This is a genomic window from Ekhidna sp., assembly GCF_965247405.1.
Classification (GTDB): domain Bacteria; phylum Bacteroidota; class Bacteroidia; order Cytophagales; family Cyclobacteriaceae; genus Ekhidna.
Genome location: NZ_OZ252014.1, coordinates 3,840,874 through 3,859,846 on the forward strand (window position 1 = coordinate 3,840,874; position 18,973 = coordinate 3,859,846).

General features: G+C 42.7%; 20 protein-coding genes. 16 read left to right on the forward strand and 4 right to left on the reverse strand.

Going from position 1 to position 18,973, the window contains the following annotated elements; translation table 11 throughout:
* Window positions 1-3: 3 nt before the first annotated feature.
* Complete coding sequence (locus tag ACP14Y_RS17685) at window positions 4-906, forward strand: NAD(P)/FAD-dependent oxidoreductase (protein WP_424964226.1); 903 nt, start codon at window positions 4-6, stop codon at window positions 904-906.
* Window positions 907-1,005: 99 nt separating this feature from the next.
* Here the strand turns inward: ACP14Y_RS17685 and ACP14Y_RS17690 are convergent, their stop codons facing one another.
* The 3 genes from ACP14Y_RS17690 to ACP14Y_RS17700 form a co-directional block, all read right to left on the reverse strand.
* Window positions 1,006-2,145: a hypothetical protein gene (locus ACP14Y_RS17690; protein WP_424964227.1), complete on the reverse strand. Its 1,140-nt coding sequence runs from the start codon at window positions 2,143-2,145 to the stop codon at window positions 1,006-1,008.
* 78 nt (window positions 2,146-2,223) lie between these two features.
* Window positions 2,224-4,593 (reverse strand): TonB-dependent receptor, encoded by a 2,370-nt coding sequence (locus ACP14Y_RS17695; protein WP_424964228.1) that lies wholly within the window; start codon window positions 4,591-4,593, stop codon window positions 2,224-2,226.
* 1 nt (window position 4,594) lies between these two features.
* Complete coding sequence (locus ACP14Y_RS17700) at window positions 4,595-5,011, reverse strand: Fur family transcriptional regulator (RefSeq protein WP_424964229.1); 417 nt, start codon at window positions 5,009-5,011, stop codon at window positions 4,595-4,597.
* A gap of 80 nt (window positions 5,012-5,091) precedes the next feature.
* Here ACP14Y_RS17700 and ACP14Y_RS17705 point away from each other — a divergent pair, with 80 nt between their 5' ends.
* Window positions 5,092-5,298 carry a DUF6728 family protein gene (locus tag ACP14Y_RS17705; RefSeq protein ID WP_424964230.1) on the forward strand — a complete coding sequence of 69 codons (207 nt, stop codon included), beginning with the start codon at window positions 5,092-5,094 and terminating at the stop codon, window positions 5,296-5,298.
* Window positions 5,299-5,350: 52 nt separating this feature from the next.
* Window positions 5,351-6,085, forward strand: a complete 735-nt coding sequence (locus ACP14Y_RS17710; protein WP_424964231.1) for a transporter — start codon at window positions 5,351-5,353, stop codon at window positions 6,083-6,085.
* Between the two features lie 529 nt (window positions 6,086-6,614).
* On the opposite strand, the gene ACP14Y_RS17715 is transcribed toward ACP14Y_RS17710, so the two are convergent.
* The gene (locus ACP14Y_RS17715) at window positions 6,615-8,867 is read right to left on the reverse strand and encodes a TonB-dependent receptor (protein WP_424964232.1); all 2,253 of its coding nucleotides are present in this window, start codon (window positions 8,865-8,867) and stop codon (window positions 6,615-6,617) included.
* A gap of 408 nt (window positions 8,868-9,275) precedes the next feature.
* On the opposite strand from ACP14Y_RS17715, the gene ACP14Y_RS17720 reads away from it, so the two are divergent.
* The 13 genes from ACP14Y_RS17720 (at window position 9,276) to rplT (ending at window position 18,936) form a co-directional block, all read left to right on the forward strand.
* Window positions 9,276-9,644, forward strand: coding sequence for an MmcQ/YjbR family DNA-binding protein (locus tag ACP14Y_RS17720; protein WP_424964233.1), 369 nt, complete (start codon window positions 9,276-9,278; stop codon window positions 9,642-9,644).
* Window positions 9,634-9,918 (forward strand): GNAT family N-acetyltransferase, encoded by a 285-nt coding sequence (locus ACP14Y_RS17725; RefSeq protein WP_424964234.1) that lies wholly within the window; start codon window positions 9,634-9,636, stop codon window positions 9,916-9,918. Before ACP14Y_RS17720 ends, ACP14Y_RS17725 begins: the two co-directional genes overlap by 11 nt.
* 102 nt (window positions 9,919-10,020) lie before the next feature.
* Window positions 10,021-10,827 carry an energy transducer TonB gene (locus tag ACP14Y_RS17730; RefSeq protein ID WP_424964235.1) on the forward strand — a complete coding sequence of 269 codons (807 nt, stop codon included), beginning with the start codon at window positions 10,021-10,023 and terminating at the stop codon, window positions 10,825-10,827.
* Between the two features lie 63 nt (window positions 10,828-10,890).
* Entirely contained in the window at window positions 10,891-11,577 is a 687-nt protein-coding gene (locus ACP14Y_RS17735; protein WP_424964236.1) for an SGNH/GDSL hydrolase family protein, read from the forward strand.
* 95 nt (window positions 11,578-11,672) lie between these two features.
* Window positions 11,673-12,485: a hypothetical protein gene (locus ACP14Y_RS17740; RefSeq protein ID WP_424964237.1), complete on the forward strand. Its 813-nt coding sequence runs from the start codon at window positions 11,673-11,675 to the stop codon at window positions 12,483-12,485.
* The gene (locus tag ACP14Y_RS17745; RefSeq protein ID WP_424964238.1) at window positions 12,478-13,467 is read left to right on the forward strand and encodes a glycosyltransferase family 2 protein; all 990 of its coding nucleotides are present in this window, start codon (window positions 12,478-12,480) and stop codon (window positions 13,465-13,467) included. Before ACP14Y_RS17740 ends, ACP14Y_RS17745 begins: the two co-directional genes overlap by 8 nt.
* Before the next feature lie 60 nt (window positions 13,468-13,527).
* Window positions 13,528-13,812, forward strand: coding sequence for a hypothetical protein (locus ACP14Y_RS17750; RefSeq protein ID WP_424964239.1), 285 nt, complete (start codon window positions 13,528-13,530; stop codon window positions 13,810-13,812).
* On the forward strand, window positions 13,812-14,588 hold the full coding sequence (locus tag ACP14Y_RS17755) for a helix-turn-helix domain-containing protein (protein ID WP_424964240.1): 777 nt from the start codon (window positions 13,812-13,814) through the stop codon (window positions 14,586-14,588). Before ACP14Y_RS17750 ends, ACP14Y_RS17755 begins: the two co-directional genes overlap by 1 nt.
* Before the next feature lie 39 nt (window positions 14,589-14,627).
* Window positions 14,628-15,692: a tetratricopeptide repeat protein gene (locus ACP14Y_RS17760; protein WP_424964241.1), complete on the forward strand. Its 1,065-nt coding sequence runs from the start codon at window positions 14,628-14,630 to the stop codon at window positions 15,690-15,692.
* Complete coding sequence (thrS, locus tag ACP14Y_RS17765; RefSeq protein ID WP_424964242.1) at window positions 15,692-17,635, forward strand: threonine--tRNA ligase; 1,944 nt, start codon at window positions 15,692-15,694, stop codon at window positions 17,633-17,635. Before ACP14Y_RS17760 ends, thrS begins: the two co-directional genes overlap by 1 nt.
* 72 nt (window positions 17,636-17,707) lie before the next feature.
* Window positions 17,708-18,262, forward strand: a complete 555-nt coding sequence (gene infC / locus ACP14Y_RS17770) for a translation initiation factor IF-3 (protein ID WP_349567729.1) — start codon at window positions 17,708-17,710, stop codon at window positions 18,260-18,262.
* A 27-nt stretch (window positions 18,263-18,289) separates the two neighbouring features.
* On the forward strand, window positions 18,290-18,484 hold the full coding sequence (gene rpmI, locus ACP14Y_RS17775) for a 50S ribosomal protein L35 (protein WP_349567321.1): 195 nt from the start codon (window positions 18,290-18,292) through the stop codon (window positions 18,482-18,484).
* 107 nt (window positions 18,485-18,591) lie between these two features.
* Entirely contained in the window at window positions 18,592-18,936 is a 345-nt protein-coding gene (rplT, locus tag ACP14Y_RS17780) for a 50S ribosomal protein L20 (RefSeq protein ID WP_424964243.1), read from the forward strand.
* The last annotated feature ends 37 nt before the right edge of the window (window positions 18,937-18,973 follow it).

The following is an 18,973-nucleotide window of genomic DNA, read 5'->3' on the forward strand; positions in this document are numbered from 1 at the left end:
AGTATGGAAGAGCAATATGACGTTGTAATAATTGGAGGTAGCTACGCAGGGATGTCTGCTGCTATGGCACTTGGACGATCAAGAAGGAAGGTTTTGATTGTTGATGGGGGTGACCCTTGTAACAAGCCAACACCACACTCACATAACTTCTTGACACATGATGGAGCTACTCCTTCTAACATTTCGGCTATTGCGAAGGATCAGGTACTTCAATACCCCACGGTTCATTGGCATGATGGTAGCGCCTATGACATAATGGGACAAAAGGACTCCTTTGAAGTAGCCATCGATGGGGGAAAGGCAGTCTTTGCCAGGAGAGTGATACTAGCGGGTGGCCTGAAGGATGTTTTACCAGATATTCCTGGATTTAAGGAGTGCTGGGGCAAAACGATTATTCATTGTCCTTACTGCCATGGATATGAATTTAAAGACCAGAAGACCGGCATCTTAGTACCCGTCAAGCAGGCATTTGATATGGTGAAGCTGATCAGTAATTGGACAAATGATCTAAAGCTATTTCTGATTGGAAATGAACCCCTTGATGCAGCCCATCTGGATGAAATACTTGATCATGGATTTCAGGTGATCAGTGATTCAGTGGTGGAAGCTGTGCATGAGAATGGTACTCTGAGGCATGTGATTCTGGAGGATGGTTCTATCGAAATCATGGATGCACTTTATGCAAGATTGCCATTTGAACAGAAAGTATCTTTCGTTAAAACAATTGGGTGCGCCATTATGGATTCCGGCCACATTGAAGTAGATATGTTTGGAAAAACAACTGTGGAAGGCATCTATGCAATTGGGGATTGCGCTCATCCCATGCGGTCTGTTGCAACCGCAGTTTATACAGGCAATATTGCTGGAGCGATGCTAAATAAGGAGTTGATTGAGGAAAATTATTGAACTGGTTTGTTCATGAAATAAAAAAAAGCCACTCCGAAGAGTGGCTTAATATCAACTGACTTAAAATGTTAAACCAATGTTATATCTGAGAATGATTAATCAGTCGTTGATGTTTATAGTGAAAGTGATATCTACGTCCGTTCCTCCAACAGTCGCATCAGAGGTGCCAGTTTTCAATCCAGGCTGATGCTTAAGGACAACCCTGAAATCTCCATCTGAGGAAGCTGCTCCGGTCGTCCAATTGGTTGACAACCCTACTGGATTACCCGAACCGTCTTGTGCTTCAGAATCTTCATCATTGTAGTTTAATGCATCAGCTCTATTATCAATGTTTCCGTCTCCAGTCGGATCAGAGAAAATACCGGAAGTAAATCCAAAGAAGAACATGTGTTCATCATCCTCAGCTTCAATTTCTTCTGTTATATCTTCATCCGGGTCTACGAGCGTATTAGCTAATGTTATTGACATCTCATACTCAGTATTTGCGTCAAGTTCAATATCATCAATGGTTGGTTCCCCAACACCCTCACCGTCTGCATCAAACCAGGTAGCTGTAATTGCAGCTCCGCCTCCGGTAGGTGTGAATGTTAATACAACTTCGCTAATCGTCTCTTCTTCTTCATTTGGATCTTCTACGATATCGATCGGGAAGGTTATATCTACGTCTGTTCCACCAACTGTTGCATCTGAAGAAGCTGTCTTAAGATCAGGTTGGTGCTTCAGAATTACTGTAAATTCTCCGGTAGATTCAGTGTGTGCTCCTGCCGTCCATGTTGTGGAAAGACCTATTGGAAAATCATTATCGTCCAGATCATTATAGTTTAATGCATCACTTCGATTGTCTACATTTCCATCACCAGTAGGGTCAGCAAAAATATTTTGAGTGAATGCAAAAAAGAACATGTGCTCTTCGGCCTCTTCGTCGATTTCCGCGGTAATATCTTCATCCGGATCTACCAGTGTGTTGGCAAGCTCCATGGTAAGTGTATATTCAGTACCCTCAACCAACTCAATTTTATCGATGGTTGGCTCTCCAGAACCTTCCCCATCAGCATCAAACCAGGTAGCAGTTACCACATCGCCATCTCCTGTGGGTGTAAATGTTAAAACCACTTCACTAATCGTCTCTTCTTCCTCATCATCATCCATTGATGGTCCATCGTCATCAGAACAACTGATTACTACCGCTAAACTCATCAATAAGGATAAAAAGAATATCGTCTTATTCGTCTGCATCATACGTTATTAATTAATCTCTTTTAATATTATTAATTGCAATACTATTGCATTAATAATAAACATGCAATATTGATGCACTTAAAATTTGTATTCTAGTGCTATCGAGAAATTTATTCCGGGAGCGTCAGCAAAGTACCTGAGACGGTCAGTGTATTGACGATAGGAGGTGTTCAGCAAGTTATTTACCTGCAGCAATGCATTCCAGTTGTTTTTCTTGTAGCCAACCTCAGCATCAATCAGCAAAAAATCTTTAGGAGGTGACATAAAATCAAATATCTCAGATCGATCTATTTCTGCGCTTCCTTGCTGAAATGAAGCTGGTTCTATAACTGGTGGTGCATTCCATTGGGTGGCAGTGTATTCAAAACCAATGCCATAGGACCAATTGTTTTTTGTTTTATAATCCAGCTGATAGTTAACATTGAAAGGGGGCACTTCGAGTAGTGCTTGTCCTTCCTTGGTTCCGGTAGCATAGACATAAGATACTTTGATTTCGGATGTAAGTTGATCTGTGTGTTGATATTGAATGTCCCAGTCACTGCCTATAAATAGTGCATCTGTTTGGTCATAAAAAAAATAGGGGAAGGTTCCCGCAATACCCGTACTAATTCCATAGGGTCTTTGAAAAATGTAATTATTGATTTGATTTAGGAATAAAATGAACTCTGCCTTTATTTTCTTTCGCTTAAGTTCGATTCCCGAGACCCACTTAAATCCATGCTCAGGGTCCACCGGGCGATCGTTTTCATCCAATACGGCATTCCAGGGGGTTGCCAGTGGCTCAAGTTCATACCTCCAAAGTCCAAATTGCAATCTGGAATTGTGGTAACCAAAGGAATAGAGCTCTGCAACGTTGGGTGCCCGCCACGCTGACCCTAGGTTTGTAAACAGCGATAAGTTATCATTAACCTCTTTTCTAAGTCCGAAGGTAAAGGTTCCATTGGCATAAGTGACGTTGTTTGAATAGGTGAAACTATCTCTGACTACATCTGAAACATCCAAAGACTGATAATCAAAACGCAAGCCCAACTCCAGCGTGGTACGGTCGAATGCCAATGATTGAACGGTGAATGCACCAATGTTAAAAACGTCATAGTCAGGAACAAAGTTGACCGGGTTTGATCCGGGTCTATTTACACTATTTTGTGTGAAAATCTGGATACCCGAACTCCCATTCCAGTTCCCTTTTTCCGGTTGAGTCCACTCAGTATCTATGGTTTGTGAAGTTAGGGTGAGATCGATGACCGGACGATCATTTAGTTCGCCTCTGCGGACATCAAATTCTTCCCGGGTATTATGCTGAAAGGCATATTGAATCTTGATAGCGTGATCTCCCACGAAAAGCGATAGGTCAGACTTAATCACTCCATGATTGGTCTTCTGCCTGGGATTTTGGATATCATAGGTAGAAGAAAACGTTGGACTGGGTGTACTCCGCTCAATTGCCCGCTGTAAATCGTCCAAATTCCCCACAATGGAACCTCGTAAGATTCCTAGGTCTTGATGGAAGTAACTACCTGAAACCTGAAGGTCGAAAATCGGTCGATGGAGCAAGGTGTTGAAGCTAGCTCCATACTCTCGTTTCCCTGTGTTGGAAAGCGTATAGTCAGGAGCTTCCAAATCACCCTGGTATGTTCCAAAGCCCCCAACATCCCATGCAAACCGGTGGAAACCTTGTCCCAGACTTACCTGACTGGTAATGGATTTTCCGTTCGTTTGAAAGGAACTTGAGACTGATCCATTCAATTCCTTATCGAAAACGGGTTTCTTAGAATTGTACAGGATGACACCTCCAAGTGCATCAGGTCCATATTTCACTGTGCTGGCTCCTTTCACGATTTCGATCTGATCCACATGAGAGGGGTCAATTTCAGGGGCATGTTCCTGACCCCAAACCTGGTATGCATGCCTGACGCCATTATTGATTACCAATACCCTGTTCGAGTGGAGGCCATGCACCATAGGTTTTGAGATATTCGTTCCTGTCTGAAGCATTGAAACCCCGCTAATTTCTCCAGTAAGATCACCAATGGATGAGCCTACCACGGATAGTTTGTCAATATCCTTTCGGTTTACAGAGATGGATTGTAGTTGATCTTGCTTGACTTCCTCAACGATTACACTTTCTAACATGGTTTGATCTGATGCTAAATATATCATTGGACTCGCATGATGAAAGTCATGGTGATGAATAACCGTTTTGTATCCAAGGAAGCGCACCTCTAAATGAACCTCCTCTTTACAAATATTTTCAATCGTAAATGCTCCATTTTCATCAGCCACAGCACCTAGATTGCTGCCCTTTATTTGAATAGTTGCAAATGGTAGAGGTTCATTAGTGTTAATATCCAGAATTTTACCTGTAATTGAACGATTGCAAGGACGCTGATCCTGACCCAAAGAGGTCATAGCCACGCAAAGTAAGAAACCTAGTATCAGATATTTCATCCTACGCACAGTTGGCACATCTGCCATCTACAATGAGATTAACCCCCTCCGCTTCATACCCTTTAGGGAGTGAAATGTTTGGCATGGACTGTTTTTCATCCAGGCATTCGATCTGTCCGCAATTATTGCACTTGAAATGAATGTGGTTGTGGTCGTGGTGATCGGGAGAGCAGGTGTCATGACACAGTCCGTAGGTAGCACTGCCAGTTTCATTGGGAATTTTATGTAAGATGCCGGAATCAAGAAAGCTGTTAAGGGTTCTGTAGAGTGTTACACGGTCGTATTCTGAAAATCTATTCTCCAAATCACCTTGAGAAAGCGCATTCTTCTCATCAAGAAAAAATTGCATTACGTCCAGTCGACAATCCGTAATTCTCAAGCTGTGATTTTTCAGTATCTGCTTCAGGTTTTCCTGCATAATGCAAATATAATTTGTGCAACCGAATTGCATTAATTAAATAGGAAACACTTTGCTTAAGTTTGTGGTTTCATTGGTGTATGGAAAATCAAGAGCAGAACAAAAAAGAAGAAAAAGTCAATTATTTTGACTTTACAGAGGTACTTACCTATTTCTTTCGCAAAAAAGATCCGAATCGACCTAAGAGCTTCAATCTAAAGGCCATGCATACAATCAATAAGATTTCCATCCTGATGTTTCTTGGAGCTGTGATCGTGATGATTGTCAGGGCCATCTCAAGAGCATAAAAAGATTTAGTAAACCGATTACTCGAAGTAATCGGTTTACTATTTTAGCTCCATGAAAAAGTCACTAATCTTCACTCTTTTACTGAGTACAGTAGCCGTTTTTGCTCAGGACTCAGATCCCATTGTAACCGACAGACCTACCCAATCAGCCGCTTCTACGGTGGTTCCGCTCGGTACAGCCATCATTGAGTATGGGTTTATTCATGAGTCGGCTGGTGACATAAAAAATACTACATTGGCGAATCTTCTTGCCAGGGTGGGGCTTTTAAAGTTTGCAGAGCTGAGAATCACACAAAACATCCAACAGGTAAAAAATGATGTAACCGACTCAAAAGTGAGTGGGTTAACTCCGATCACTCTAGGAACAAAGGTCCATTTGGTAACTGAGAGAGGAGCCATGCCTCAAACAAGCATCATTGGCCAGGTGACATTGAATAATGGGAAAGACGAATTCAGACCCGGGAAGGCCATTCCGGAGGTTCGACTAAACTTTTCAAACACGCTGGGCGAGTTTTGGTCATTGGGCTACAATGTGGGAATGCAGTTTCCTGAGGATAACACGACTACACTCTATTCAGCTGTTTTGGGTTATTCGTTTCTTCCCGGCTGGACGGCCTTTGCAGAACCCTATGGCTTCTTCTATGAGAATGATGCTGATCACCGATTCAATGCCGGGCTGATATATCTCGTGAGCAACAATTTTCAGGTGGACATCAGCGGTGGGATAGGCCTTTCAGATATCTCACCGGATTATTTTATCGGATTTGGCGCTGCGGTTGGATTTTAAAGGCTACTGCGCACCCTTCAATTCCCTAAAGGGATCCAACGCATACATTTAATTTCCAAACGAGAACTTATGCGTCCAAAAATACATAAGACATCCCTTTAGGGCGGTCCGACGTTTCGGATGGGGGTAGGCCATCGCTTACCCTTTTGTTCCCTAAAGGGACCGTCCTTCAAGATTCTAAGGCACCCCTTTAGGGGTCGGGGGATTATTTCCATCGCTCACCCTTTTTTATTCCCTAAAGGGACAATCCCGCAAGTTTCTAAGACATCCCTTTAGGGGTCGGGAGATTATTTCCATCGCTTACCCTTTTGTTCCCTAAAGGGATCGGACACACTGAAAATATTTATCACAAGTTCTCTTTTTTGAGTTAGTGAAACCGTCAGGCTAGGCGGATTCTGCTCTACCATGTTGTCATTCTGGAAGAATCTCTGAAGATCGAAGCACTGAATGTGATAGATCCTTAACAGGATGACATTGAGGAGAGCTTAGCCTGACGGTTTCTTTTAACAATCAGTGAACGATAAAATTATTACCTCGCCATGCTCCAGCTAATTCCTATATATACCTCACGGCCGTGAATGGGCGAGTAAGCATAGGCCGTATCGAAGCTGTCACTAAACCCAAGGTTGGCATTTGGATCATTTGTCCCGGTAAGCGGAGACCATGGCTGCACATAATCAAAGATGTTTTGTAAACCTCCGTAAATGGACCATCCGTTCCTAAAGTCTTTGGCCACCTGTAAATTGTGGATTGCAAAGGTGGATGATGTAGTAGGACGCGGGTTTGGTAATGGATTTCCATTTTCATCTAAATCATAAACCTCAGGAAGCGCCATCGGGCCCGTTAGCCTAGCCGTGTAGGCCAGAGTTAAATCCCAGGGCTTGTGACGGTAATTGGCAGTGAATATACCTGTCCATGACGGGGCAAATTCGATATCCCTTTTTTCACCGTTTTCCTTCTCAGTCACATCCTGCAGGTTTATCCCCGCATTGAAAGCCAAAGGAAATGCCAGCTCCTGCTGAATGCTGATACCAATTCCTTTGCTTACTGCAAACCCATCCGTATTAGCATACCGAATTTGATCTTCATTAGAATAATCCGGAGTGATCTTATTGGTGAAGTAGGTATAAAAGGCATCTATATCCAACATCCCCTGACTGGCTCTTAGCGTGTACACATGATTGAGGTTTAGCGACATGTTATACGATTCTTCCGGCTGTAATTCTTCTTCAATAACCACTTCGCGCTGGCCTGTCACGAATGCATGATCTTCTGTAAATAGATTGACGATTCGAAAGCCGGTTCCAAAGTTGGAACGAAGAGTGGTCCATTCTCCCTGTTTGTATTTCAGACTTAAACGTGGAGCAGGGATCAATCCATGATCTTCATAGTGATCCAGCCGCAAACCAGAGAGTGCGGTGAATCGATCCGAAATGCTCCATTCATCCTGAACAAAGAGCCCGGGAATGTACTGATTGTCCGGTTGATTTTCACCATTCGATTCTGTGGCGATGGTGTTGTCATCATAGGTCTGATAGCGTGACGTCAGCCCTGTGGTCAGCTGATGATTCTTTAGTGACTTATCCCAAATCAGATTCGTAAATAAAATATCCTGAGAGGCCCGATAGTAGTCAGCACCATAATAGCTGTCCTGATCATGTGTGCTTAATGAGTAATCGATCCGGATGTTCTCTGATGTAGGTAGTTGATAGGTTCCGAACACTTCATACCTATGTGTGTAGATACTTTCTCCATACACCTCATTGCTTCCACGCAGATCCCGATAGTTTCTATCTTCCAGAAATTCCATCACCCCATTTCTTCGATCTTCATAATAATACTTTCCGGAGATGGTAAAGCGTTTGCCGGAAGGACGGTAGATGTCCCATTTCGAAAAAAGTGAAATTCGATCCAGATTGATGTTATCCCCAAATCCATCATTGTTCCGATCATCAAAGTCATTGATGTACGCATAGTTGAGCCCGATGAACCCAGAACTCTTACCAATCTTCGGTGCAAGTGATAAGTTACCAAATGATTCATAGTGCGAGGTACCCATAACGTCAGCCGAAAAGAGGGGCTGTTTTGAGGGATCCTTCGTGATGATATTGATTACCCCAGCCACAGCCTCTGATCCGTAAAGCGTAGAGCTTGGACCTTTGATAACCTCAAACCGATCGATGATCATGCTGGGAATGCCATTGAGTCCGTAAACAGAAGCCAGGTTTCCGTAAATGGGGGAGCCATCCATGAGAATAGCTGTGTAAGGGCCGGGAAGTCCGTTAATGGAGATACTGTTAGTAAAACATACGCCACACGCCACCACTTCCTGGATTCCATTGACTAATGAAATGCCTTCCACTACGCTGGTAGCTGCTGCTGGTGTGTAGGTGTTTAAATGTTTGGCTGTGATTACTTCCACTTTGACTGGCGAGCGGGAGACAAAAGTAGGTTGCATGGTGCCTGTTACTACCACCTCGTCCATGGTGAGCGTACTTTCTTCCAGATTGAAGGTAAGTGGCGAGTAGAGTGGGACGCTAATTTCTTGCTTGATGATCTTAAAGCCCACAGAGCGGATTTCAAGTATGTAGGTTCCATTGGGTACATCCGTCAGTTTGAATGCTCCATTTGCATCAGTTACTGTACCGTGCTCGGACTCCAGCACCTTGATGGTAGCACCGGGAAACCCTTCATTATCTACAAGTACTTTGCCCTTGAAGCTTGACTGCCCCATCGCCCATACCGGAAGTATGAATCCCACCAACAAACTGATCCGCATCATTTTACTTTTTCTTACGACAACACAAAACTATTGATTAGTTTAAACAAAACAAAAAGTTAGATTAGTCTAAAAATATTAATAAACATTACCGTTATTCCGCCTGCCTGCCGGTAGGCAGGAGCGAAGCGAAAGGAATCTTATTAAAGGAGTAGGCATGCATAAAATTGAGATTGCTTCGTCACTCATTCTTCGTTCCTCGCAATGATGGATTTAACCCTATCTCTACGCCCTCGTTTGTGTTGCCACCGACGAGTCCTTCATACGCCGAACGACTTTAAAATGGTTATTGGTCACAAGACCAACAACGGCGAGATAGTATCAAATCCCTCCTTTAGGGGGCTAGGGGGTGATTTGGAAGGTCCGACGTTACCGCTAGGGGGTGACTAATACATTCGTTAATTTTCCTCCATGAACATCGAAGAATTTCGAGACCACTGCCTGGCTAAGCCCGGTACCACCGAACACACCCCGTTTGGTCCGGATACGTTGGTGTTCAAAGTGATGGATAAAATGTATGCCCTCACCGGAATTGATTCCTTTGAATTCATCAACCTCATATGTGATCCGGAGTACGCCATTGAACTTCGAGAAAAGTTTGACGGTTCCATTCGTCCGGGCTACCACATGCACAAAAAGCAATGGAATTCTGTCGATACCGATGGATCAGTTCCTGATTATACCATCAGGCACCTGATCAATCACAGCTATGAACTGGTGGTCAGCAAACTTCCGAAAAAGCTAAAAGAAGAACTAAAGCAATTAAGTGATGGACATTGAGATACAACACGAAGAGTCAGAATCCAAAGGTTCCTATTTTGTAGAAGTAGAAGGAAAGAAAGTAGGGGAAATGACCTATTCCAAAGCAGGAACAGATCGAATCATCATTGATCATACTGAAGTAGATGACTCTATGCGCGGAACAGGGTTGGGGAAGAAGTTGGTGGTCAAAGCAGTGGAGGATGCACGCAAAAAAGAAATCAGTATTGTTCCACTATGCCCATTCGCTCGCTCGGTTTTTGATAAAAACGATCATCTCAGAGATGTTTTGTAAAGACAGAGGGTGATTTTAATCACCTCCTGATTTAGCATAGGTCATTACATAAGCTTCTCGATATCAATAGGTTTACACATCATCCATTCAAATCTATTGATCATGAAAAACTCCGATGAACTACATCCTCTGACAGCCATCGAGCCGGTTGTTTTGAATGAGCTTTCTACAGTCAATGAAACGATTGTTCTGAAAAATAAGGAAGTAGAATTATACAATGACCTGCTAAAAATCAAACAAGAACGCAAGGATAGAGATCTGCGACTTAGGCCGCTATTTCTAAATGTTGGCATGGCTGTGAGTATACTAATGGCAATCATAGCCATAAACTGGAAAAGCTACGATACGGGTGATATCGTAGATTTGGGTGAAATCCAGGGTGATTTGAATGAGATCATCGAGATTCCAATCAGCAATCAACCGCCACCTCCACCACCTCCGAAGCAGGAAGTTTTCAAGATTGCTGAGGTAAAGGATGCGGAGATCATCGAGGACATAAAAATCAATCTGGACGTGGAGGTGACAGAAAATGAAGCAGTGGAAGTGGTGGATTTTACACCCCCGGAAGAGGAAGAAGAGGTTGTGGATGAAATCTTTGTGGTGGTAGAGCAGGAACCTACCCCAAAAGGAGGAATAGGAGAATTTTATGCCTATCTGGCTGGAGAGTTACGTTATCCACCCACTGCATTGAGATTAGGTATCTCCGGAGCAGTTTATGTTCAGTTTGTCATTGAAAAAGACGGTAGTATCACAAATGTGCAATTAGCCAAAGGCATAGGAGCTGGATGCGACGAAGAAGCTATTAGAGTGATAAAAAATGCTCCAGCCTGGAATCCGGGTAAGCAACGTGGCGTGCCAGTCAGGGTGAAAAAGATCATCCCGGTCAGATTCATATTGGAAAAGCGATAGTGAATGGGGGATTAGTTGAGGATTTCATGCACGAAATCTTTAATTTGCATAAAATCCCTAATCATGCGTTTTGTATTTATTTTATGTGTATTGATCGTTTCTTCCTGTGCCACCCAAAAATCCGAGTCCATGGGTAAGGATGGGTATCTTTTTCTCGCTCTGGGTGATTCCTACACCATCGGCGAAGCAGTAAATGTGGATGAGCGCTGGCCCGTTCAGCTTGCTCACAAATTAAGAGAAGACTCCATAAAGGTCGATCCGGTTATAGTGGCAACTACAGGATGGACAACCGATGAGTTAATTTCAGGGATTGCAGGCGCGAATCTGGAAGGACCTTACGATTACGTTTCCCTTTTAATAGGTGTAAACAATCAATACCGTGGCTATCCGGTTGATCAGTATGAAAAAGAATTCAAGAAGTTATTAAATCAGGCAATTGAGTTTGCTGGTGGCAACCCTTACAATGTGATGGTGATATCCATCCCAGATTATGGCATGACGCCATTTGCCAAGAAAAAAATCCTTGATGAAGAGAAAATTGCTACAGAACTTGACAACTACAACGCAATTGCTGAGAAAATATCAAAGCTTCGTGACGTAAAGTTTTTTGACATCACACCCATCTCCCGGGAAGCAAAAGAAGATCCTTCATTGATCGCTTCTGACGGGCTGCATCCTTCGGGAAAAATGTACGAAATGTGGGTAGATAAAATCTATGATCACGTGTTTAACAACTTATCATCCAGATAAATCTACTAAAAGTTCAATTTCGTCGTTGATTCATAGGTATATAATAAATTAGGCCTATTTTTGATCCAAATCACTGCTTGTCACAACCAATCTCTATGAAGAGGCTGATCGTCCTTTTGTGTTATGCATCCTTGATCTCCTGCCAGGATAAGGTGATATGCTCTGCGTATCAGAGTACATACATTCTGGATGATTCTACCCGAAATGCCTATTTTTCTTATGTCTGGCAGCTGGATGAAAATACCCGTTCTCAATTTCTGGCTGAGCAACGTGGAGAAGATCCAGATGACTCACTTGGAGTGGTGGCCCAGCCAAAGACTGACTATTATGCCTATGCTGGTGAAAAAGTGGTTCCATGGCGGATTCAGAATAGGACCAAGTATGGTATCATCAAGCCTGCCTGGAAGCCAATTAAGAAATACCAGATGCGTACAGCTCCTATGGAGAACGTGTTGGCACCAGAACCAATCTCCAATGAATTTGTAGCATCTGATTTTGCAGATTCACTTGGCGTAGACTCCTTGTCTGTGGCTATGGATTCCCTTGCACTCGATTCCGCGGCGAATCAGCCTGTGGCAGTTGCTGAAGAGGAAGAAAAGAAAGACAGGTTCCTGTATGGGTATGACCCGGCGGACAATTTCAATGTTGAGCAGCTTTATTATAATAAGTATTTTGCAGAAAGACTGGTTGATAACCGACCACCAAAACCGAAACCGGTCGCAGCAGACAGCCTGTCTGGTAACACTCCGGATTCCTTACAAACGAAGGAACCCTTCTTCAAAGGGCTTTTCAAAAAGAAGAAAAAAGATAACGTAGAAGAAACAGAAGAGGGATCACTACCCGAAGAAACAGTTGAAGAGCCATCAGAGGGGACAACAGAAGAGGAAGAAGAAGGGGGCAATGGTTGATACGCCACTCGTATCAGTTGTGCTTCCGTTTTACAATGCTCCGTTCCTTAAGGAAGCCATCGAAAGCATCTTACAGCAGTCCTTTAGAAACTTCGAGTTGATTTTAGTAAATAATGCGGCTACTGATGCATCGGCTGAGGTGGCAAAATCATTTGCATCACATGATAGGGTCATCCTTATACATGAAGAGCAAAGAGGGGTTGCTCATGCAGCAAATGCGGGAATCAGAGCGTCAAAGGGGCAATTCATCGCCCGTATGGATGCAGACGATATTGCTTTTCCAGAACGATTAGAGCGACAAGTGGAAATGCTAAAATCGGAAGAGGAGTTGGGTGTTGCTTCCGGTTTGATAGAGTATCTGGGTCCGGCAGAGAATGAAGGCTTTATCCACTACGTCAACTGGCTCAATTCCATTACCAAAGCGGATGAAATAACCTTAAATCAGTTTGTGGAGTTTCCAATTGCCAATCCTACTATAATGATTCGGAAATCCCTTTTTGATTCATACGGTTTGTTTGAGGACAATGAATTCCCAGAAGATTATGAGTTCTTTCTACGGCTTCAGTCTCACGGAGTGAAAATAGAAAAAGTAGATCAACCCGTTTTGAAATGGAGAGATACGGAAAACAGACTTACCCGGACAGATAAACGATACACTCAAGATGCTTTTTTTAGAGTGAAGGCTGTTTATCTCAGCAAATGGCTTGAGAACCACAGCCCCTTTCATCCGCATGTATGGGTGTGGGGAGCTGGGAGAGTATCACGAAGAAGAAGTGATCACCTTAAAAAGGAAGGCATTTCAATAACGGGATACATCGATGTGAAGGAAAGCAAGGGTGTTCGTCATTATGAAAATCTCCCTGATAAAGAGGAAGCGTTCGTAGTTTCTTATGTTTCAAATCGTGGCGCACGTGAGGAAATCCGCTCGTTTTTAATAAATAGAGGTTATGAAGAGGGGAAGCATTTTATTTTAGCTTCATAAAAAGTCTAAAAATTTTAGTATTCAATATTTTTTACTAATTTTATCATCAAATGCTTATTCATGCAGGTAGCAAAGGATTTGATATTAGATGATTATTACAAACTGAGAATTACTTCTAAGAAGCTCCATTCCGGTCGGTATCAGGTCAAGTTTTTTGCAACCATCAGGGAAAGCAAACAACTGTATGGATATGTATTAGTAGAAGCTGATGAGACACTGCGATCTGTGATCCAGAGAATCAAGAAGCGCTTGAATGAACTGGAACGAACAGTGGAGTATCGTCACCTTCATTTATTCAACGTAGGACAGGATGCACAACCAACGAACCTTATGATCTTCGAATAATGGCACGAATACCTAATAACATCAAACACCTTCGAAAGAAGAAAGGATACACTCAGGAAACCTTTGCTCAAGCCCTGGGAATAAACCGACCATCTGTCGGAGCATATGAGGAGGGCAGAGCGGATCCACGTCTCACTACCTTATCAAAAATGGCTGAGCTGTTTGAGGTTTCGGTGGATGAATTGATCAACGAAGATCTTACAAGAGAAAACCGGATACCGAAGCAAAATGTAAAAGTGCTCGCTGTTACGGTGGATGAGAATGCAGATGAAGAATATATCCAACTGGTCCCCACCAAAGCTGCAGCGGGTTATACCAATGGCTATGCCGACCCGGAATACCTGACAGACCTTCCAAGGTTTCACTTACCCGTACTACCGAAAGGAGGCACCTATCGTGCTTTTGAGATTGCCGGTGACTCGATGCTACCAATCGCTTCCGGGAGTATCATTATTGGTAAATATGTAGAGCAGTTGGATCACATCAGAAACGGAAATACCTACGTGCTCGTCACGGAATCTGAAGGAGTAGTATACAAACGGGTTTTTAATTATATCGAGGAAAAAGGAAAGCTGTTCCTGGTTTCCGATAATAAATCTTTTAGTGCTTATGAGCTTGACCCTGCTGAAGTTGTGGAGGTCTGGGAGGCGAAGGCCTACATATCTGTTGAATTCCCGGATCCGAATACCACCAACGAGCTTTCTATGGATCAAATGATGGAAATGATTGGGAATCTAAGAAATGATGTAGAAAGATTGAAGAAGAGCACAGACTAGCACTTAATTCCACCGCAATCAAATTAACTTTGATCGCTCATGTGGAGATTCATTTTTTTGATGTTATTTCTTGTCGCCTGTTCTTCCCCAAAGAACGATAAGATTGTTGTACCTGAACTTCATGCTGGTTTTTACAGCGAAGCACTTGAGCGAATCAATGACAAGCTAGCATCTGACCCTGAAAATAGTCGATTAGTAGATCAAAAGTTGTTTTACTGCGAGCAGTTGGAATGGCCGACTACATGTATTTCGGCGCTGGAGGCCTACCGTGAGGTACACGGCATGACGAATCAGTTGGTGAGACAATACATTGCGTACTATCATGAACATCAACGATACCAACTTTTGGTAGAAATTTTTGATCGTTGGGATGAGGAGTATGGTTTAAAAATGGAATTCTCCCAACTCTATGTGTTATCATTGGTGCAGGCTGATTATAACAAGAGGGCTTCTGAAGAATTAAAGTGGTATTTAACCAAACATCAAGCATTGGAGGATATTCGTTTTGCTTCGGAGCTATTCCTGCTATTGAACGACACAACGCTTGCCGTTTACAATCTTGGTAAACTGCATGAGCTAGATCCTCAGAATGAATTAATGTGGCAGTATGGAAATATCTTAAACCGGTTGGGTTATTACGATTTGGGTTTTCGCGTCATTGGTGACTATGCCGAAAGAAACTCGAATGATTTTAGCATACAGCTTGCATATGCATGGATGCTGGAAAATGCGAACAGGAGAGTGGAAGCTCGGCAGGTAATTAAACCTTATACTAATCGTGATACCATTGCTTATTTGCTGGCTGATTGGTATCGAAAGGATTTAATGTGGGATTCTGCCAGCTACATACTGTCAACGGTTATAGCAAAAGACTCCACAAACAGAAAACCTATTTGGAAGGCAGGGAATTTATATGATGAGCGGGGATGGTTCACTACTTCATTGAAATACTTTGAATACCTCACTCAATTAAATCCAAATGATACATTAGCACAACAAAGAATAGACCTGATACAGCGAAAAATTGCATATTTGCAGCGCTTAAAATTTGAGGAAGAAAAGATTCCTACAATAGAGTTACAACCAAAAAAAATAGAGAATTAATGAGTGATCAAATCACCATTACATTGCCGGATGGATCCAAAAAACAGTACGAAAAAGGTAGTACTGCTTTGGATGTGGCCATGAGTATAAGTGAAGGGCTGGCCAGAAATGTGCTGGCAGCCAAAGTAAATGGAGAAGTGAGAGATTCTTTTCGTCCAATAGAGGAGGATGCGGAGTTACAGTTGCTGACCTGGAATGATGATGAAGGCAAATCTACCATGTGGCACTCTTCGGCTCATTTGATGGCGGAGGCACTGGAGGCACTTTATCCGGGAATTAAGTTGGGTATTGGTCCTCCCATTGAAAATGGATATTATTACGACATAGATTTCGGTGATCTGGAATTTGATGCTGAGAATCTTGAAGCTATCGAGAATAAGATGCTTGAGCTTGCCAGGGAGAAGAATGAATTCACCCGAAAGGAGATTTCAAAGGCAGATGCCATCAAGTATTACGAGGAGAAGGGAGATGAGTACAAGCTTGAGCTCATAGACGGTCTGGAGGATGGAAGCATCACCTTTTACAACCAGGGAAATTTTACTGATTTGTGTCGTGGACCACACATTCCACACACTGGATATATCAAGGCGGTTAAAATATTAAATGTTGCGGGAGCGTACTGGAGAGGGGATGAAAACAGGAAGCAGTTGACAAGGCTTTATGCCATATCGTTTCCAAAGCAAAAAGAGCTGAAGGAGTATCTCGAACTTCTTGAACAGGCTAAGCAGCGAGATCACAGAAAAATAGGTAAAGAGTTGGAGTTATTTACCTTCTCTGAGAAAGTAGGTAAGGGATTGCCATTATGGTTACCTAAGGGAGCGGTGCTTCGTGAGCGTCTTGAAAACTTCATGCGTAAAGCGCAGCTGAAAGCAGGATACGATCAGGTGGTTTCTCCGCACATTGGAGGCAAAGAACTATATGTAACCTCAGGTCACTATGCGAAGTATGGAGAAGATTCTTTTCAGCCGATAAAAACACCGGCTGAAGACGAGGAGTTCTTGCTTAAACCAATGAACTGTCCGCATCACTGTGAGATTTATAAGTCACGTCCACGATCGTACAAAGACCTTCCTATTCGATACGCGGAGTTTGGAACGGTGTACCGGTATGAACAAAGCGGAGAGCTACATGGGCTAACACGTGTAAGGGGCTTCACTCAGGATGATGCACACATTTTCTGTCGTCAGGATCAGGTAAAAGAGGAGTTTGCCAAGGTGATCGATCTGGTACTTCACGTTTTTGGTGCGTTGGGCTTTGGAGACTTCACAGCACAGGTCTCACTTAGAGACCCGGAAAATCCTGAGAAGTATATTGGAAAAGACGAAGATTGGGATCGTGCTGAAAGAGAGATTCAGGAGGTTGCTGATGAAAAAGGACTTCAAACGGTAGTGGAATATGGAGAAGCTGCCTTTTACGGCCCGAAGCTCGACTTTATGGTAAAGGATGCTTTGGGTAGAAAATGGCAGCTGGGAACGATCCAGGTTGACTACAGCCTACCTGATCGATTTGAGCTGGAGTATGTTGGCAGTGACAATCAAAAACACCGGCCGGTTATGATTCACCGTGCACCTTTCGGATCTATGGAACGCTTCATTGCTATTCTGATCGAAAATTGTGCTGGTGAGTTTCCACTATGGTTGGCACCTGAGCAGATAGCCATTCTTCCAATATCTGAGAAGTATCACGATTATGCGAAACAAATCTATTTGGATATGCAAGAGCAGGATATTCGTGGGTTCATTGATGAAAGGGATGAAAAGATAGGAAAGAAAATTCGTGATGCTGAGGTAAAAAAGATTCCTTATATGTTAATTGTAGGAGAAAAAGAAGAAGCCGATGGGGCTGTTTCTGTTAGACAGCACGGAGAAGGAGACATTGGATCGATGAAAAAAGACGAATTTGCTAAGTTTTTCCACGATAAAGTGGCCGAACTTATCGGATGAGTTTTTGTTAAGACTAAATAATCGCGATATTTGCGTTTTGTTTTTAATGTTCAACTAAAATAAAGGAGTACAATCGCTAAACTAAGAAGAAGAGGCCCTTCCAGAATCAGAAAAGAAGAGCCTTACAAGGTAAATGAGAAAATCACTGCGCGAAAGGTAAGAGTGGTTGGAGACAATGTGAAGGTTGATGTTTACCCAATAGAGCAGGCAATCAAAATTGCTCAAGAGCAAAATCTGGACCTGGTGGAAATTTCACCAAATGCTGATCCGCCTGTATGTAAAGTGATCGATTACTCTAAGTTCAAGTACGAACAGAAGAAGAAACAAAAGGAGATCAAAGCCAAAGCTCAGAAGACGGTAATCAAAGAGATACGGTTTGGTCCCAATACGGATGACCATGATTTCAACTTTAAGTTGAATCATGCGAAGAAGTTTTTGAAAGACGGAGCAAAGGTGAAAGCATACGTTCACTTCTATGGAAGAACAATTGTTTTCAAAGACAGGGGAGAGATCTTGCTTCTTAAGTTTGCGCAAGCACTTGAGGAGTTGGGAAAAGTGGAGCAGCTTCCAAAGATGGAAGGTAAGCGAATGATATTATTCGTAGCGCCTAAGCAACAGAAAAAGTAATTAATAGTAGAACAGAATAAAGTAGAGATGCCGAAACTTAAAACAAACTCCAGCGCCAAGAAGCGATTTAAGCTAACTGGAACTGGAAAGATTAAAAGAAAGCACGCATTCAAAAACCACATTCTGACCAAGAAGGAGACCAAGCAGAAACGTAATCTTCGATACATGGCAGTAGTGGATAAGGCGGATGAACCAAACATCAAACGCCTTTTGAATCTGTAATTTCGATTAATTAAATCCGTTAATTAACGGATGGTTAAATGTAAAACCCGATTATTGGCTGAAGTTTCCGTGAAAGGCGGAGCGCCAATCGTCAAAAACAAAACAAAATGAGATCAGTAAATCATGTAGCTTCAAGAGCTCGTCGTAAAAAGATGATGAAGCACGCCAAAGGGTACTTTGGTAGAAGAAAAAATGTCTGGACTGTTTCTAAGAACGCCATTGAGAAAGGGTGGACGTATGCTTACAGAGACAGAAAAGCGAAGAAAAGAGAATTTAGATCACTGTGGATTCAGCGAATCAACGCTGGCGCACGTGAGCACGGAATGTCTTACTCCGTATTTATGGGTAAGCTGAAAGAAGCTGGAATTGAAATCAACAGAAAGGCGCTTGCTGACCTGGCGATGAATGAACCCAAAGCTTTCAAAGCAGTAGTCGACAAAGTGAAGAAGTAATTTCTTTCTTTAAGACCTTAGGAACCCTCACCAGAAA

Coding starts and splice junctions, on each gene's coding strand:
- ACP14Y_RS17705 (WP_424964230.1), top strand. CDS start 5,092: ATGGAAAATCAAGAGCAGAACAAAAAAGAAGAAAAAGTCAATTATTTT.
- thrS (WP_424964242.1), top strand. CDS start 15,692: ATGAGTGATCAAATCACCATTACATTGCCGGATGGATCCAAAAAACAG.
- ACP14Y_RS17730 (WP_424964235.1), top strand. CDS start 10,021: ATGAAAAACTCCGATGAACTACATCCTCTGACAGCCATCGAGCCGGTT.
- rpmI (WP_349567321.1), top strand. CDS start 18,290: ATGCCGAAACTTAAAACAAACTCCAGCGCCAAGAAGCGATTTAAGCTA.
- ACP14Y_RS17715 (WP_424964232.1), bottom strand. CDS start 8,867: ATGATGCGGATCAGTTTGTTGGTGGGATTCATACTTCCGGTATGGGCG.
- ACP14Y_RS17745 (WP_424964238.1), top strand. CDS start 12,478: ATGGTTGATACGCCACTCGTATCAGTTGTGCTTCCGTTTTACAATGCT.
- ACP14Y_RS17720 (WP_424964233.1), top strand. CDS start 9,276: ATGAACATCGAAGAATTTCGAGACCACTGCCTGGCTAAGCCCGGTACC.
- ACP14Y_RS17700 (WP_424964229.1), bottom strand. CDS start 5,011: ATGCAGGAAAACCTGAAGCAGATACTGAAAAATCACAGCTTGAGAATT.
- ACP14Y_RS17755 (WP_424964240.1), top strand. CDS start 13,812: ATGGCACGAATACCTAATAACATCAAACACCTTCGAAAGAAGAAAGGA.
- rplT (WP_424964243.1), top strand. CDS start 18,592: ATGAGATCAGTAAATCATGTAGCTTCAAGAGCTCGTCGTAAAAAGATG.
- ACP14Y_RS17750 (WP_424964239.1), top strand. CDS start 13,528: ATGCAGGTAGCAAAGGATTTGATATTAGATGATTATTACAAACTGAGA.
- ACP14Y_RS17760 (WP_424964241.1), top strand. CDS start 14,628: ATGTGGAGATTCATTTTTTTGATGTTATTTCTTGTCGCCTGTTCTTCC.
- ACP14Y_RS17685 (WP_424964226.1), top strand. CDS start 4: ATGGAAGAGCAATATGACGTTGTAATAATTGGAGGTAGCTACGCAGGG.
- ACP14Y_RS17740 (WP_424964237.1), top strand. CDS start 11,673: ATGAAGAGGCTGATCGTCCTTTTGTGTTATGCATCCTTGATCTCCTGC.
- ACP14Y_RS17725 (WP_424964234.1), top strand. CDS start 9,634: ATGGACATTGAGATACAACACGAAGAGTCAGAATCCAAAGGTTCCTAT.
- ACP14Y_RS17735 (WP_424964236.1), top strand. CDS start 10,891: ATGCGTTTTGTATTTATTTTATGTGTATTGATCGTTTCTTCCTGTGCC.
- ACP14Y_RS17710 (WP_424964231.1), top strand. CDS start 5,351: ATGAAAAAGTCACTAATCTTCACTCTTTTACTGAGTACAGTAGCCGTT.
- ACP14Y_RS17690 (WP_424964227.1), bottom strand. CDS start 2,145: ATGATGCAGACGAATAAGACGATATTCTTTTTATCCTTATTGATGAGT.
- ACP14Y_RS17695 (WP_424964228.1), bottom strand. CDS start 4,593: ATGAAATATCTGATACTAGGTTTCTTACTTTGCGTGGCTATGACCTCT.